Genomic DNA, 15,167 nt, shown 5'->3' with positions numbered 1-15,167 from the left:
GAATGGAATCCCTGCGACACACCTTCGAACAGCGGCTGGCGGCGGCCCTTCCCGGCGTGGAGATCGTGCTGGAGCGACCGAAGACCGGCGAGCTGGGCGACCTGGCCTTCCCCTGCTTCCGGGCGGCCAAGCAGCTGGGGAAGAACCCCGTGCAGCTGTCGCAGGAACTGGCCGCGGCCATCGCCATCGAGGGCGCCACGCTTGTGGCGGCGGGGCCCTACCTCAACCTGAAGCTGACGCCGGAGACCCGCGCCCAGGCGGTGCTTTCCGCCATCCTGACCCCTTCCGCGAATCGCCCTTTCGGTTCGCGGCCCGCCAACGGGAAGAAGGTCATCGTCGAGTACAGCTCGCCCAACATCGCCAAGCTCTTCACCATCGGACATCTGCGCTCCACCATGATCGGCCACACCCTGGCCCAGACCCACCAGTTCCTGGGCTACGAGGTGGTCCGCCTCAACCACCTGGGCGACTGGGGCACGCAGTTCGGCACGCTGCTGGCGGCCTACACCCGCTGGGCCCAGGAAGGCAACGCCGACCTGGAGCAGGACTTCGACTGGGCAGAGCCCGCGCCCGAGAAGCGCCGCACGCCCCTGTTCCGCCTCTTTCAGCTCTACGTGCGCTTCCACGCCGAAGAAGAGAGCGATCCCGCCATGCGCGACGAGGCCCGGGCCTGGTTCAAGCGCCTGGAGGAGGGCGATGCGGAAGCGCGGCGCCTCTGGCGCTGGTTCCGGGAGATCTCCCTGCGGGAGTTCCAGCGCATCTACGATCGCCTGGGCGTGAGCTTCGACACGTTGGAGCAGGGCGAGGCCTTCTACGAGGATCAGCTGGTTCCCACCATGAAGCGGCTGGAAGACGCGGGCCTGCTGGTGGAAGGCAACAATGGCGCCCGCATCGTGGATCTGGAGGACGTGGGCATCAGCACGCCCTGTCTGGTGCAGAAGGCGGACGGCACCAGCATCTACGCCACCCGCGACCTGGCCGCGGCCCTCTACCGCAAGGAGGCCTACGCTTTCGACCGCTGCCTGTATGTCGTGGGCACGGATCAGGTGCTCCACTTCCAGCAGATCTTCGCGGTGCTCGACAAGCTGGATCCCTGGTTCAAGGGCCGCATGCTGCACACGCCCTTCGGCATGATCAAGCTCCCCGAAGGCAAGATGAGCACCCGCAAGGGCAACGTCATCTTCCTGGAGGACGTGCTGGACGAGGCCCATGAGCGTGTGGCGGCCATCATCGCGGAGAAGAACCCGGACCTGCAGGGTAAGGAGGCCGTGGCCGAGATGCTGGGCATGGGCGCTGTGGTGTTCTTCGACGCCATGAACGACCGCGTGAAGCCCATCACCTTCACCTGGGACCGCGTCATCGCGCTCGACGGCGACACGGGCCCCTATGTGCAGTACGCCCACGCCCGCATCATGAGCGTTCTGCGCAAGGCCGGCGGCGGCTGGGCCGCGAAAGCCCAGGTTCTGTCGGCCGAAGGGCCCTTCCTTTCCTACTCGGAAACGCAGCTTCCGAGCCAGCTCAGCGGCCTGGAGGCCTCCGAGGCCCAATCCCTGCTGTTCGAGCTGGCGGGCCTCCCCGGCGCCATCGCCGCCGTGGCGGACGGCTGCATGGCCACCCCCCTCGCCCGCCAGCTCGTGGCCCTGGCCCGTTCCTTCAGCGGCTTCTACACCAACTGCCCCATCCTCGCCCCGGAGAACGCGCCGGAAGTCCGCGACGCCCGCCTCACCCTCTGCGTCGCCACCGCCCGCGCCCTCCGCCAGGGCCTCTACCTCATGGGCATCCAGGCCCCGGAGGAAATGTGAGCTGGGAAAAGGAAGAAGATCACCACCAAGACACCAAGACACCAAGAAAAGATCTTTCAAAAGATGAAGAAAGGGTGGCCACCCTCATTGTGGATGCGGCGATCAAGGTGCATCGGGCCCTCGGGCCAGGGCTGCTGGAAAGCGCGTACGAAGCCTGCCTTGCTCACGAACTGAAGCAAAGAGGATTGACTGTCGAGACCCAGGTTCCGGTTCCGATCCGCTATGAAGGGCTGATGCTCGACGGTGGGTTCCGGTTGGACATGCTCGTGGATGGCATCGCCATCATCGAGCTGAAGGCTTTGGAGAAGGTGCTTCCCATACATGACGCCCAGCTTCTGACCTACCTGAAGCTTTCTGGGCGAAGGCTTGGCTTCCTTCTCAATTTCAATGTTCCTGTCATGAAGAACGGGATCTCCAGGTTTGTCTTGTAGGTTGTTTGCAGTTCTTGGTGCCTTGGTGCCTTGGTGTCTTGGTGGTGATCAGTTGTTTGCTGTTAGGAGTGGGCGATGACTAAGTACGTGTTCGTGACCGGCGGTGTGCTCTCCAGCCTGGGCAAGGGGATCGCGGCGGCCAGCCTGGGCGCGCTGCTGGAGGCGAGGGGGCTCAAGGTCACCCTCATGAAGATGGATCCCTACCTCAACGTGGATCCGGGCACCATGTCGCCCTTCCAGCACGGCGAGGTCTTCGTCACGGACGACGGCGCCGAGACGGACCTGGACCTGGGCCACTACGAGCGGTTCACCTCCGTGCCCACCACGCACAACCACACCATCACCACCGGCAAGATCTACAACACCGTCATCCAGAAGGAGCGCCGCGGCGACTACCTGGGCAAGACCGTGCAGGTGATCCCCCACATCACGGACGAGATCAAGGGCGTGATGAAGAAGGTCGCCAAGGACATGGACGTGGTGATCATCGAGATCGGCGGCACCGTGGGCGACATCGAGAGCCAGCCGTTCCTGGAGGCCATCCGGCAGTTCAAGCTTGAGGCGGGCCTGGATTCCCGGATGAAGGCCAACGCCATCAACATGCACCTCACCTACGTGCCCTACATCAAGGCCGCCGGCGAGCTGAAGTCGAAGCCCACCCAGCACAGCGTGAAGGAGCTGCGGGCCCTGGGCATCCAGCCGGACGTGCTGGTGTGCCGCGCGGACGTCGAGATCCCCCGCGACCTGAAGGACAAGATCGCCCTGTTCTGCTCCGTCGGGACCGATGCGGTGTTCAGCTGCCGGGACGCCCACTCCATCTACGAGGTGCCCCTGAACCTGCACCAGGAGGGGCTGGACGCGAAGGTGGCCGCCCAGCTCGGCCTCGGGGATACGGAACCGGACCTCAGCGCCTGGAAGAACCTCCTGAACCGCATCCGCAACCCCAAGGGCAGCGTGCGCATCGGCATCGTGGGCAAGTACGTGGAGTTCAAGGAGAGCTACAAGAGCCTCATCGAGGCCCTTAGCCACGCCGGCTACGGGCTCGAGACCCACGTGGACCTGAAGTGGATCGAGGCCGAGGAGCTGGAGAACCAGGATCCGGCGGCCTTCCTCCAGGACTGCCATGGCATCCTCGTGCCCGGCGGCTTCGGCGTGCGCGGCACCCGCGGCATGATCAAGTCCATCCAGTACGCCCGCGAGCGTCGCATCCCGTTCTTCGGCATCTGCCTGGGCATGCAGATGGCCTCCGTGGAGTTCGCGCGGGACGTGGCGGGGCTCGAAGGGGCCGATTCCACCGAGTTCGACGATGCGCCCAAGCACCGCATCATCTTCAAGCTCCGCGAGCTGGTGGACGTGGAGGAGCTGGGCGGCACCATGCGTCTGGGCGCCTATCCCTGCCGCCTCGCGCCGGACAGCCAGGCGGCGAAGGCCTACGGCACCACGGAGATCAGCGAGCGCCACCGGCACCGCTACGAGTTCAACCACGAGTACAAGAAGGCCCTGGAGGACAAGGGCCTCGCCTTCACCGGCATGAGCCCCGACGGCGTCTTCGTGGAGATCGTGGAGCTGAAGGACCACCCCTACTTCCTGGCCTGCCAGTTCCACCCCGAGTTCAAGAGCCGCCCCCTGAATCCCCACCCGCTCTTCACCGCCTTCGTGAAGGCGAGCGCCGGCAACCGCGGCTGATCTTCACGGAAACCGGGGCGACTGTCGCGACAGAGGACCAACCTCTGTCGCGACGGTGTTTGCAAGGAATCTGAAAGGTTGGCGGTGCTCCAATGGACCTGCCGCGAAGATTATCTATGGGTAATCTAACGAGGTATAAAAATCTACCATCAAGTAATCTTTGGCTGGTTTCAAAGACGATCTTGGTATCATTTATATGGACCCGGTGCTTCGCAGACGGACCCGGCGCTCCAGCTCATTGCCAGAGTCGACCGAGGAGGGACCATGCAACTGTCGGGCTTGCGCTACGGCTCCAAGCTTCTGCAATTGGTTGAATTTCCGGTGGCGGAGTTCATCGATGGTTCGGCCACGAACCCGGAGATCCAGCAGTTCCTCGAGAAGCACAAGAAGCTGGTGGTGAAGCCGGCTTTCAACGGCGGCGTCGGCAAGAAGGGGAAGGCCGGGCTGGTGCGGGTGGTGAGCACCCTCCAGGAGGCCCTCCAGGCGAAGCGGGAGCTGTTCTTCGCGCAGCACACCTACGGCAGCAAGGTCGTCACCGCCAACGGCGTGACCATGGAAGCCTTCGTCCCCTCCGACTTGGAGGTGTACTTCAGCATCATGAGCTCCAGCGTGCATCGGGGGCCCGTCTTCACCATCACGCCCTGGGGCGGGGTGGACATCGAGGAGCTGGCCCCGGAGAAGAAGGCGGTGGTCGAGATCGATCCCTTCACCGGGATCAACGCCTTCGAGATCACCAACGCCCTCACGGACACCGGCTGCCCCGAGCCCTTCATCTCGGCCCTGGTCCAGCACCTCCCGAAGCTGTGGGAGCTCTACGACGGCTACGGCCTCACGACCATCGAGCTCAACCCCATCCGCGTCCAGCGCAAGGGCAACCAGGTTCTTCCCGTGGCCTGCGACGTTAAGGCGAGCTTCGATCAGGACAACCCGGCCTGGAAGCGCATCGGGCTGCCTGACGCCCTCTTCCAGACGGAGACCACGGCCTTCGAGGCCGACATCAACGAACTGCGGACCTACCAGGGACAGAGCGACGTGCTGGAGATGAACCCCCAGGGAAGCATCATCCCCTTCATGTTCGGGGGCGGCGCCAACAGCGCCGGTACGGAGACCCTGGGCGAGGCCGCCATCTTCTCCTCGGACTTCGGCGGCAACCCGCCCTACGAAAAGATCTACGAGATCAGCCGCATCACCTTCGAGCACTGGTACGAGAAGGCCAGCATGCTGCTGCTCATCGGCGGGAAGGCCAACAACACGGACATCTACGTCACCTTCAAGGGCGTGTTCGACGCCCTGCGGGACCATGTGGCGAAGGCCGGGTGGAAGCCGCTGTACGTGGTGATCGGGCGGGGCGGGCCGAACGTCGTGAAGGGGATGTTCTACGCCAAGGACATCCTTGACCGCCTGCGCCTCCCCTACAAGGTGTTCGGCCACGACACCTCCATGATCCTCACGCTGGAATACGCGAAGCGGATCGATGCGTGGTGGCGCGCCGAGGGGGCCGCGGCCTACCGGAAACAGATCGAAACGCAGCTCCGGGCCTAGGAGGGTTCCATGCGACGGTTGAAGACGAAGCCTTTCCCCTACTACGTGGGCCTCCATTCCCTCGAAGAACTCGTGACCCGGGAGCACCGGGTCTGCGTGATGAACATCCTGGGCAGCGAGAGCCGCAAGGTGACACCTGTCTCCCACGAGTACAGCGGCGGCAACGTGGTGGCCGGCGTGCAGTACGGGCGCCGGGGCAGCCTGGAGACGAAGCTCGGCGCCATCCCCGTCTACCGCAGCATCCGCGAGGTCATGGAGAAGGGGATCTCCTTCGACATGGGCGTGGTCTACATCCCCCCGCTTGGCGTATTCAAGGCGGTGTCCGAGCTGGTCACCCACAACGAGGCCCTCAAGCGCATCGTCATCGTCACGGAGAAGGTGCCTGCGCGGGATTCGAGGAACATCCGGGCCCTCTGCCAGGAGGCGGGCGTGGACGTCATCGGCGCCAACTGCCTCGGCATGGCCAACGCCTGGGACCAGGTCCGCATCGGCGGGAGCCTGGGGGGAGACCACCCCGAGGAGACGCTGGTGAAGGGCTCCATCGCCATCCACTCCAACTCCGGCAACTTCACCACCACCATGGCGGAGTACCTGCGCACGGCGGGATTCGGCATCAGCACCGCAGTGTCGAGCGGCAAGGACGTCTACATCCACTTTGCGCTGCCCGAGTTCCTGTACGCCGCCCAGAACGACCCGCGCACCAAGGCCGTGGTGGTCTATGTGGAGCCCGGCGGATACTACGAGAAGATGGCCCTGGACTGGATCCGCGACCGGGCCTTCGGGTTCACGAAGCCGATCATCGCCTGCGTCACCGGCCGCTGGAAGAAGAACATCACCCGGGCCTGCGGCCATGCGGGGGCGCTGTCGGGCAGCGGGGACGACGCGGAGAGCAAGGAGCGCTGGTTTGACGAGTACTTCGGGGTCGATGTATTCGATCCCGGCACCCGCAAGGTCAGCAAGCGGGGCGTGCGCGTCCCCAGCATCCAGTACATCCCCGACGCGGTGAAGGCGGTCTTCGAGAAGATCGACGAGAAGCCCGACTTCCCCTCCACCGGGGACCTGTCGCTCAAGCTCTGGCTGGGCGACACGATGGTGAAGCTGCCGCCCTCCCTCGACCTGCCGATCGTCCAGGCCCCGACGCCCTACGACCAGCAGATCGTGGAGGTGAACAAGCAGGTGGGCGCCCACCACCTCCGGCAGAACATGGCCTGCAAGTCCGGCGCCTCCAGGATGAATCCCGAGACCCAGGTGGCGGAGCTGCACGGGATGACTGTGCTGGAGCTGTCCCGGCGCACCCTGGAGGAGAACCTCTACTTCGCGCTCGCCAAGGTGATGCCCGAGAAGTCGGACATTCCCACGCTGAACCTGATCCTGAACCTGTTCATGAAGATCGACGAGCGGCGCATGGAGCTCATCGACGTGGGCCGGGCGAACGGCTGCACGCCCAATGCCTACCTGGCTTCCCAGATCGCCCTGGTGGGAGACAAGGACCTCCTGGCGAAGTCGCGCGGGCACGCGCGGTTCATCATCGATCTCATCCGGGAGTTCGGCCTGGACGAGCACACGAAGACGCTTCCGGCGGAGCTGGACGCCTTCATTGAAGCGCACCTGCTGCGGGCCGAGCCCTCCCGCAAGACGGACATCTCGGAGCTCCTCCTCAAGGAGGTCAAGCGGTCGCGGAAGTCCTGCGTGGCCCTGAAGGTCTGCCAGCACATCATCGACCTGGCGGAGAAGCGGGGCCTGGAGATCCGGGACGCCTACGAGTTCCTGCTGGCCACCATCGCCGTGTGCGTCCTGTGGAACCCGATGCTGGAGAAGCGCATCACGCGCCAGCTCGTCGAGGATTCCGTCACCTACTTCTACCTCATGTCGCGCATCGTGGCCTACTCCGTGGTGGCCCGGGAGCACAACCCCCACTGGAAGAAGCTGGTGGACCAGAAGCTGTCGAACCTCAACCACAGCTTCACGGAGAACGCCTTCAAGGTCCTCTTCAGCCGGGTGCCCACGCCGCCGGAACTCGTCGAGTTCCAGACACTGCTGGGGCTCACCATCACCAATGGGCCCGGGACGCTGTCGGCGAAGGGGGCCAAGGAAAGCGTCAGCGCCCGGAACGACATCTCCATGGCCTTTGTGGGTTTCCTGGCCAACACCGGGCGGGCCCACGGTGGGAACGGATACGAAGCCATCGAGTTTCTGGTCGAGCAGTTCGGGAATGTGCCGCTTCCCGATCCGGGCGACCCCGGCCATGGCCTGGACCTGAAGCAGATGGCGAACCGGACCGCGAAGGCCTACCGGCTCTACAAGAAAGAGGCCTCTGAAGCGGAGGATGGGCATGTCAAGCCCATCCCCTGCATCAACCACCCCATCTTCCGCGGCAACAAGATCAACGTGGATCCACGGGAGCAGTACGTGGCCGGCGTGATGGCGGAAAACGGCGTCTACAACGTCTTCTGGGAGTTCTACCGCCTGTTGGTGCAGGAGCTCTACAACGAGGGCGCCACCAAGAGCGTCTTCTGCGTGAATGTGGATGCGGTGCTGGCGGTGATCACCCTCAAGCTGGTGTGGAAGGACCTCCAGGCCGGCCGGATCACCCTGCGGCAGGTCCAGGAGCTGGCCTTCACGCTCTTCCTGTTCGGCCGCACCCTGGGCGTCAGCGCCGAGATCTCCGATCACCGGGACCGCGGCCTGGACATGGACTGCCGCACGCCCGAACGTGATTTGAGCTTCGTCTTATAGCCGTTCCCTGCTGCAAAAGGGGCGGGCCAGGCGGCCCGCCCCTTTTGCAGTGACTGAAGACTGAGGACTGAGGATTGATTCCTACTTGCTCCCGCCCTTGGCGGCCCACTCCTCGAGCATGGCCGTGGTGACGGACTTGGGACGCTCCAGGGCGTAGCCCAGGGCGCGGTCCCAGGTGATGTTGGCCAGCACGCCGATGGCGCGGCCAACGCCGAAGAGCACGGTGTAGAAGTCGTACTCGGTCAGGCCGTAGTACCACTGGATCACGCCGCTCTGGGCATCCACGTTGGGCCAGGGGTTCTTGGTCTTGCCCTGCTCGGTGAGCACGCCGGGCGCCACGTGGTAGATCATGTTGACCAGCTTGAAGAGCGGGTCGTTGGGAAGGTGCTTGAGGCAGAACTCCATCTGCGCGGTGTAGCGGGGGTCGGTCTTGCGCAGCACGGCGTGGCCGTAGCCGGGGATGACGTGGCCGCTGTTCAGCGTGTCCCAGAGGGCCTGCTTGACGTTCTCCTCGGTGGGCTCGGCGCCGTTCAGCTTCTTCTGGAACTCCATGATCCACTGCAGCACCTCCTGGTTGGCCAGGCCGTGGAGGGGGCCCGCCAGACCGTTGAGGCCGGCGCTGAAGGCGTAGTAGGGATCGGAGAGGGCAGAGGCCACCAGGTGGGTGGTGTGGGCGCTGACGTTGCCGCTCTCGTGGTCGCTGTGGAGGATGAAGTACATCCGGGCCACATCGTCATAGGGCTTCGCGATGCCCATCATGTGGGCGAAGTTGGCGCCCATGTCCAGGCTGTAGTCGGGAGCGATGATCTGGCCACCCTTGTACTTGTAGCGGTAGATGAAGGCCGCGATCTCCGGGAGCTTGGCCAGCAGGTCGCAGGCGTCCTCGTAGGTGGTGTCCCAGTAGTCGTTCTTCTTGAGGCTGTGGTAGGCCTTGTTGAACTTGCTCTCCTTCTGCATGGCCAGCACGGCGGAGGAGAGCATCACCATGGGGTGGCTGTCCTTGGGCAGGGCGCGGATCACGTCGAAGACGTAGGACGGCACCTTGGCGCGGGACTTGAAGTCCTCCTTGATCTCCTCGGCCTCGGCGGCGGTGGGGATGTCGCCGGTGAGCAGGTAGTACCAGAAGGACTCCACCGTCGGGTACTCGGCGCCCGGCAGCTTGGGCAGGGCGGCGAAAGTCTCGGGGATGAGCTTGCCGCGGAAGCGGATGCCCTCCTGGGAATCCAGGTAGGAGATGTCGGTGACGAGACACTTGATGTCACGCGCGCCGCCGATGCACTGGTCGATGGTCACCTCGTCGATGACGACCTTGCCGAACTCCTTAAGGAGGCGGGTGGTGCGAGGGCGGTGCTCCTCGATCTTCTCGAGCAGGTGGGATTTCAGGCGTGACATGGCTGGCTCCATGAAATGGGAGGGTGGATGGGGTGGCTTTGGAAGGAGCAGGGGGGTCCGATCATCATACGGGCATCATCTATTGATCCGATGCCTTTCATTTCGTTTGATGACCTCATGGGAATTAATCGAGGTGATCGCGGCCCAATAACTAGAGTATGTATGGAGCTATGAGGAGATGCCGTGACCTGCGTCAATCTGAGGGTATTGCTGTCCACAATGGTATTCATAGGCCTGGGGGCGCAGGAGACACCTCGGCCCAACCGACTGGCCTGGTTCGAGGGATTTCCGGAACCCCTCCCCGAAGGTGCCAGCGAACTGGCCCTGGAAGTCACCAGCCAGATGCTCCGTCCCGATCTGGAGCATAGCGCCGACGGCCGCACCTGGGCGCGCCTGGACGGCGAGGAGTGGCAGCTGACGGGGGATTGGGCGGTGAAGGCCGGCGCGTCGAGGTTCAACGTCCGAGTCCGTGTGGCCTCGCGCTCCGGCGGCGTCGCCGATCAGGCCATCTGGAACTGGCATACGGCCTTCAACATGCCGCAGGGGGGACGCGAGGACGCACCCAAGAACCGCCTCGTCTACCACCTGGAGTGGGATGGGCGCGTCATCGGCAACCTGTCGCGCCCCGGCCTGGCGCTCATGGACCTGGACCTGGCCTGGGTGCGGCCCTTCGGCACCCGGGATGCCGGCGGCCGGGTGGGGCTCTCCGTGCAGCTGCCCACGGGGAAGCAGTCTGATTTCTCCGGGAGCGGCGGCACGGACGGCCTGGTGGGCGGGGCCCTCTGGCGGCGCTACGGCCGGATCAAGGTCTTCGGCCAGGTGGAGCGCGTGATGCTGGGCCTGCCCCGGAACAGCCCCCTGCGGGAGGTCATGGACCAGACCTCCTTCAACCGCGCCTGGGCCTCCGTGGCCTGGTTGGGGCGGGGCCCGGGCCTCATCGACGGGCTCGGCCTGGAGATCAGCGTGGGCTACACCGGCAGCCCCTACCACACGGGCCTGGCGCGGCTGGACCGGGCGGGGTGGCAGCAGCACTGGACCCTGCGCCACACCCGGTTCCCCCGGTGGCGCTTCGGGGTCAGCGAGGAGGCCGGTACGTTCACGGCCCCGGACATCACGGCCTACCTGGCCTACCGCTTCGACGGGAACTGACCTGCCTGTAAACTAGATGGTTCGTGCCGGAGTTCCCATGCAGCCCAACCAGTACCGCGACATCCGCCTCGAGAAGCTCGGCAAGCTCAAGGCCCTCGGACTGGATGCCTGGCCGCGGAAGGCGAAGCGCACCCACGGCATCGCCCAGCTCGCGGCCGCCTACGCGGACGCGGAAGCCTGGCCCAACGAGAAGCTCGAGGGCCTGGGCCTCACGGTGTCCGTCATGGGAAGGCTTCTCACCATCCGCGAGATGGGCAAGAGCGTCTTCGCCCACCTCACGGAGAACGGCGAGAAGCTCCAGGCCTTCTTCCGCAAGGACGACGTGGCCGAGCCCGGCTGGGATGTGCTGAAGCTCCTGGACATGGGCGACTTCGTCAGCGTCAGCGGCCCCCTCATGCGCACCAAGACGGGTGAGCTGAGCGTCCGGGTGAAGGAGGTCCAGTTCCTCTCCAAGGCCCTGCTGCCCCTGCCGGAGAAGTGGCACGGCCTCCAGGATAAGGAGCAGCGCTACCGCCAGCGCTACCTGGACCTCATCTCCAACGGGGACGTCCTGAAGACCTTCCAGACCCGGTCGCGCATCGTGAGCGCCGTCCGCCGCTACATGGAGGGCCAGGGCTACCTCGAGGTCGAGACGCCCATGATGCAGCCCATTCCCGGCGGCGCCACGGCCCGGCCCTTCATCACGCACCACAACGCCCTCGACATGGACCTCTACCTCCGCATCGCGCCGGAGCTCTACCTCAAGCGTCTCATCGTGGGCGGCTTCGAGAAGGTCTTCGAGATCAACCGGAACTTCCGGAACGAGGGCCTCAGCGTCCGCCACAATCCCGAGTTCACCATGATGGAGATGTACGAGGCCGGCAGCGACCTCCGCGACATGATGGCCCTCACGGAGAACCTCCTGAGCACCGTGGCCCGCGAGGTCATGGGCTCGGAGCAGCTGCCCTGGGGCGATCAGGTGATCTCCTACGCCGCGCCCTTCCGCCGCCTCACCATGAAGGACGCCATCGCCCAGTACGGCCAGATCGACCGCCACCAGCTGGAGGACGCCGGCAGCATCCGCGCCCTGGCCCGGGCCGTCCATGTGGAGGACGTGGACACCAAGACCACGGGCACCCTCCTGGGCGATCTCTTCGACCACCACGTGGAGAAGCAGCTCATCCAGCCCACCTTCATTACGGACTATCCCATCGAGCTGTCGCCCCTCACCAAGACCCTGGAGGGCGACGACCGCTTCGTGGACCGCTTCGAGCTGTTCATCGGCGGCATGGAGCTGGCCAATGCCTATTCGGAGCTGAACGATCCCGTGGACCAGATGGGACGCTTCCAGGCGCAGATGGACGAGCGCGAGGCCGGCAACGACGAGGCCATGCTCCTGGACATGGACTTCGTCACCAGCCTGGAGCACGGCCTGCCCCCCACCGGCGGCGAAGGCATCGGCATCGACCGCCTCGTCATGCTCCTCACCAACAGCGCCAGCATCCGCGACGTCATCCTCTTCCCGCTCATGCGACCGACGAAGCCGGTGGAGGCATCCGAGGGCGCCAAAGAGGACTGATCACCACCAAGACACAAAGGCACCAAGTAAAGACAAAAGCTGTTCTTGGTGCCTTGGTGTCTTGGTGGTGAATCTTCTGTTCTGATGTTTCGGTTGCCGATATGACTGAATCGCGATCGACCCGCTGGCATACTTGAAAACCCCGTGATTGGAGGCTCCCATGGCCGTCCCGATGCTTGAGCTCGCCCCGCAGAATGCCGCCGTGAAGGCGAAGGTGCTGGAGGGGCTCTCGGGCCTCATCGACCGCTCCTCGTTCATCCTGGGCGAGAACGTGAAGGGGCTCGAGGCGGAGATCGCCCAGTACGCGGGCGCCGCCCACGCCGTGGCCATGTCCAGCGGCACGGACGCCCTGCTGGCGGCCCTCATGGGCCTGGGCATCGGCCAGGGCGACGAGGTGATCGTCCCCAGCTTCACCTTCTTCGCCTCGGCGGGCGTGGTGTCCCGCCTGGGCGCGAAGCCCGTCTTCATCGACCTGGATCCCGCCACCTTCAACGCCACCGGCGCCCTGGTGGAGGCGGCCATCACGCCCCGCACCAGGGCCATCATGCCCGTGCACCTCTTCGGCCAGCTGGCGGAGATGCCCGCCATCATGGCCGTGGCGAAGAAACACGGCATCCCGGTGCTGGAGGACGCCTGCCAGAGCCTGGGCGCCAAGGGCTGGGGCAAGTCCGCGGGCCAGTTCGGCGACATGACCGCCTACAGCTTCTACCCCACCAAGAACCTCGGCGCCTTCGGCGACGCGGGCATGACGGCCATCCGCGACGACGCGGCGCTGGGCGCGCGGGTCCGCCGCATCCGCGTCCACGGCATGGAGCCCGTCTACATGCACCACGAGGTGGGCATGAACGGGCGCATGGACGAGTTCCAGGCCTTGGTGCTCCGGGCCAAGCTGCCCCTGCTCGACAGCTGGCACGAGGGCCGGCGTAAGCACGCCGCCTGGTACCAGGAGCGCATGAAGGCCCTCACGGCCGACGAGGCGGTGCTGCCCCGCGAGGTGGTGCCGGATGGCCGCCACATCTACAACCAGTTCACCATCCGCGTGAAGGGCGGCAAGCGCGACGCGCTGCAGGCCCACCTCAAGGAGCGCGGCATCGGCAGCGCCATCTACTACCCAATCTGCCTCCATGAGCAGCCCTGCTTCAAGGACCTCGGCTACAAGGCCGGCCAGCTGCCGGAGTCCGAGCTGGCCGCCAAGGAGGTGCTGAGCCTGCCCGTCTACCCGGAGATGACCGGGGCCATGCTGGAGGATGTGGCGGCGGCGATCCTCGGGTTCTTCGGTAGGAAGTAGGCACTCTTAGGCCGTGGCCGCCCCCACCCAGGCTTCGAGCGCGAGGCGGGTGGGGGCGTCCATGGCCAGGAACTGCAGGCCCATGCCCACCTGGTCGGCGCCCTCCCCGCCCGGGGCCCCGCTTGGGGTGTAGCCCAGCACGTAGGCCACGGTGGCGACGATGGGGCCCCCGGGCAGCTCCGGGTGGTGGAGCACCAGGTCCTCCAGGACGGCGCCCGGCAGGAAGAACCGGGCCGTGCGGGCCTCCAGGAGGGCGAAGCAGCCGCCGACGCTCAGGTTCATGATCCGGATGCCCCGGAAGCCGTGGCCCTTGATGGTGAAGGAGATGGCGAACCCAGGGCCGGTGGCGACGCGGATGTCCCTCCGGTTGACATGGCTGGTCATGGACGGCATTCCTTCCTCCGGAAATCCCTGCTTGGGTATCGGATGGTCCATGGATAAACTGGACTTTCTGATCGGCCTGAACCCACCGGGGGACAGGGCGGGTTCCCAGGAATCCGGCCCTGATGGCGCAGAACGCCGTCTCACCCAAGCGGGGACCACGCGAGCACCACGGCGCTGGCCGGACCTTCCACCCATCTCATTACTTCACTGGAGTTCCCATGGAAATCCTCCTCATCGAGAACGTGCCCAGCCTCGGCGCCCGCGGCGACGTCGTGAACGTCAAGGACGGCTACGCCCGCAACTTCCTCCTGCCGCGCAAGATGGCCCTGCCCGTCACCGCCGGCAACAAGCGCCAGATCGAGCTCGAGAAGGCCCGCGCCGAGAAGCTCCGCGCCAAGGAACTGGCCGACGCCAAGAGCCTGGCCGAGAAGCTCGAGGCGGTGAGCCTCGCCGTGGCCAAGAAGGCCGGCGAGAATGGCCACCTCTTCGGCTCCGTCACCAACGCCGACGTGGCCGAGCTGTTCAAGGGCAAGGGCTTCACCCTCGACCGCCGCGACATCAGCGTGCCCCACATCAAGGACGCCGGCACCTACACCGTGGATGTGCGCCTCTACAGCGGCGTGCACGCCAAGGTCAGCCTGGAAGTCACCGCCACCGCGGCCGAGTAGGCCTCCGCGGAACCCATCCCCCCACACGGCCGGCCCCGCGGAGGGGCAGGTCCCGCCGGGATTCCGCGCCGCCGGAACCCGCCCACCCCATCCCAAGGAGTCCATCCATGGCGAAGACCACTGCCAAGCCTGAAACCCTCGGCATCGCCGAGCTCGCCGCCACCCTGGCGGAGGCCCAGGACCTGTCCAAGGCCCGTGCCAAGGCGATCCTCGACGGCGTCCGCGACCACATTGTGGAGACCCTGCTCTCCGGCCAGCGCGTCAACCTCTTCGGCCTCGGCACCTTCGAAGTGCGCGCCACCAAGGAGAAGATGGGCCGCAACCCCAAGACCGGCGAGAGCATCCAGATCCCCGCCGGCCGCAAGGTGGTGTTCAAGACCGCCAAGGGGCTCAAGGACCAGATGTAGCCGACCGCCGGGTGACGGAGAACGCGCCAGTGGCGCGTTCGGAGTCGGGACCCGGCGAGGAGGTTATGCCACAGACGCAGAAGGCCGCCGGAAGGCGGCCTTCGTCATTCCGCGAAGGCCTTCC

At 65.5% G+C, this 15,167-nt stretch carries 12 protein-coding genes; 10 read left to right on the top strand and 2 right to left on the bottom strand.

Features of this window, described 5'->3' with window-relative positions; translation table 11 throughout:
- The first annotated feature begins 2 nt into the window (after window positions 1-2).
- The 5 genes from argS (at window position 3) to G398_RS0108725 (ending at window position 8,197) form a co-directional block, all read left to right on the top strand.
- Window positions 3-1,802 (top strand): arginine--tRNA ligase, encoded by a 1,800-nt coding sequence (gene argS / locus G398_RS0108745; RefSeq protein WP_026853324.1) that lies wholly within the window; start codon window positions 3-5, stop codon window positions 1,800-1,802.
- Window positions 1,799-2,233 (top strand): GxxExxY protein, encoded by a 435-nt coding sequence (locus G398_RS0108740; protein ID WP_043484474.1) that lies wholly within the window; start codon window positions 1,799-1,801, stop codon window positions 2,231-2,233. The genes argS and G398_RS0108740 overlap by 4 nt, the downstream gene beginning before the upstream one ends.
- A 75-nt stretch (window positions 2,234-2,308) precedes the next feature.
- Window positions 2,309-3,919, top strand: coding sequence for a CTP synthase (locus G398_RS0108735; RefSeq protein WP_026853322.1), 1,611 nt, complete (start codon window positions 2,309-2,311; stop codon window positions 3,917-3,919).
- 264 nt (window positions 3,920-4,183) lie between these two features.
- Window positions 4,184-5,461, top strand: coding sequence for an ATP-grasp domain-containing protein (locus G398_RS0108730; protein ID WP_026853321.1), 1,278 nt, complete (start codon window positions 4,184-4,186; stop codon window positions 5,459-5,461).
- Window positions 5,462-5,470: 9 nt separating this feature from the next.
- Window positions 5,471-8,197: a citrate/2-methylcitrate synthase gene (locus G398_RS0108725; RefSeq protein ID WP_026853320.1), complete on the top strand. Its 2,727-nt coding sequence runs from the start codon at window positions 5,471-5,473 to the stop codon at window positions 8,195-8,197.
- Window positions 8,198-8,278: 81 nt separating this feature from the next.
- On the opposite strand, the gene G398_RS0108720 is transcribed toward G398_RS0108725, so the two are convergent.
- Window positions 8,279-9,589: a citrate (Si)-synthase gene (locus tag G398_RS0108720; RefSeq protein ID WP_026853319.1), complete on the bottom strand. Its 1,311-nt coding sequence runs from the start codon at window positions 9,587-9,589 to the stop codon at window positions 8,279-8,281.
- 342 nt (window positions 9,590-9,931) lie between these two features.
- On the opposite strand from G398_RS0108720, the gene G398_RS0108715 reads away from it, so the two are divergent.
- The 3 genes from G398_RS0108715 to G398_RS0108705 all read left to right on the top strand — a co-directional run bounded on the left by G398_RS0108715 (window position 9,932) and on the right by G398_RS0108705 (window position 13,584).
- Window positions 9,932-10,738, top strand: coding sequence for a DUF3187 family protein (locus tag G398_RS0108715; protein WP_169720636.1), 807 nt, complete (start codon window positions 9,932-9,934; stop codon window positions 10,736-10,738).
- Between the two features lie 37 nt (window positions 10,739-10,775).
- The gene (gene lysS, locus G398_RS0108710) at window positions 10,776-12,296 is read left to right on the top strand and encodes a lysine--tRNA ligase (protein ID WP_026853317.1); all 1,521 of its coding nucleotides are present in this window, start codon (window positions 10,776-10,778) and stop codon (window positions 12,294-12,296) included.
- Between the two features lie 160 nt (window positions 12,297-12,456).
- Complete coding sequence (locus G398_RS0108705) at window positions 12,457-13,584, top strand: DegT/DnrJ/EryC1/StrS family aminotransferase (RefSeq protein WP_026853316.1); 1,128 nt, start codon at window positions 12,457-12,459, stop codon at window positions 13,582-13,584.
- Window positions 13,585-13,590: 6 nt separating this feature from the next.
- Here G398_RS0108705 and G398_RS0108700 read toward each other — a convergent pair whose 3' ends face one another.
- Window positions 13,591-13,968 carry a PilZ domain-containing protein gene (locus G398_RS0108700; RefSeq protein ID WP_157492344.1) on the bottom strand — a complete coding sequence of 126 codons (378 nt, stop codon included), beginning with the start codon at window positions 13,966-13,968 and terminating at the stop codon, window positions 13,591-13,593.
- Between the two features lie 218 nt (window positions 13,969-14,186).
- Between G398_RS0108700 and rplI the strand changes: the two genes are divergently transcribed.
- Both rplI and G398_RS0108690 read left to right on the top strand, forming a co-directional pair.
- Window positions 14,187-14,636, top strand: a complete 450-nt coding sequence (rplI, locus tag G398_RS0108695; RefSeq protein WP_026853314.1) for a 50S ribosomal protein L9 — start codon at window positions 14,187-14,189, stop codon at window positions 14,634-14,636.
- A 107-nt stretch (window positions 14,637-14,743) separates the two neighbouring features.
- A complete protein-coding gene (locus G398_RS0108690; RefSeq protein ID WP_026853313.1) occupies window positions 14,744-15,043 on the top strand; it encodes an HU family DNA-binding protein in 300 nt (99 codons plus the stop codon).
- Window positions 15,044-15,167: the final 124 nt, after the last annotated feature.

Source organism: Geothrix fermentans DSM 14018 (assembly GCF_000428885.1).
In the GTDB taxonomy this organism is placed as follows: Bacteria; Acidobacteriota; Holophagae; order Holophagales; family Holophagaceae; genus Geothrix; species Geothrix fermentans.
The sequence above is the reverse complement of the archived record's forward strand: the minus strand, read 5'-3'. Positions and strand labels throughout refer to the sequence as shown.

Bases quoted from the DNA above. Each gene is read 5' to 3' on its own strand.
- lysS (WP_026853317.1), top strand. From the start codon at position 10,776: ATGCAGCCCAACCAGTACCGCGACATCCGCCTCGAGAAGCTCGGCAAG.
- G398_RS0108705 (WP_026853316.1), top strand. From the start codon at position 12,457: ATGGCCGTCCCGATGCTTGAGCTCGCCCCGCAGAATGCCGCCGTGAAG.
- G398_RS0108730 (WP_026853321.1), top strand. From the start codon at position 4,184: ATGCAACTGTCGGGCTTGCGCTACGGCTCCAAGCTTCTGCAATTGGTT.
- G398_RS0108720 (WP_026853319.1), bottom strand. From the start codon at position 9,589: ATGTCACGCCTGAAATCCCACCTGCTCGAGAAGATCGAGGAGCACCGC.
- G398_RS0108715 (WP_169720636.1), top strand. From the start codon at position 9,932: ATGCTCCGTCCCGATCTGGAGCATAGCGCCGACGGCCGCACCTGGGCG.
- argS (WP_026853324.1), top strand. From the start codon at position 3: ATGGAATCCCTGCGACACACCTTCGAACAGCGGCTGGCGGCGGCCCTT.
- G398_RS0108700 (WP_157492344.1), bottom strand. From the start codon at position 13,968: ATGACCAGCCATGTCAACCGGAGGGACATCCGCGTCGCCACCGGCCCT.
- G398_RS0108735 (WP_026853322.1), top strand. From the start codon at position 2,309: ATGACTAAGTACGTGTTCGTGACCGGCGGTGTGCTCTCCAGCCTGGGC.
- G398_RS0108725 (WP_026853320.1), top strand. From the start codon at position 5,471: ATGCGACGGTTGAAGACGAAGCCTTTCCCCTACTACGTGGGCCTCCAT.
- G398_RS0108690 (WP_026853313.1), top strand. From the start codon at position 14,744: ATGGCGAAGACCACTGCCAAGCCTGAAACCCTCGGCATCGCCGAGCTC.
- rplI (WP_026853314.1), top strand. From the start codon at position 14,187: ATGGAAATCCTCCTCATCGAGAACGTGCCCAGCCTCGGCGCCCGCGGC.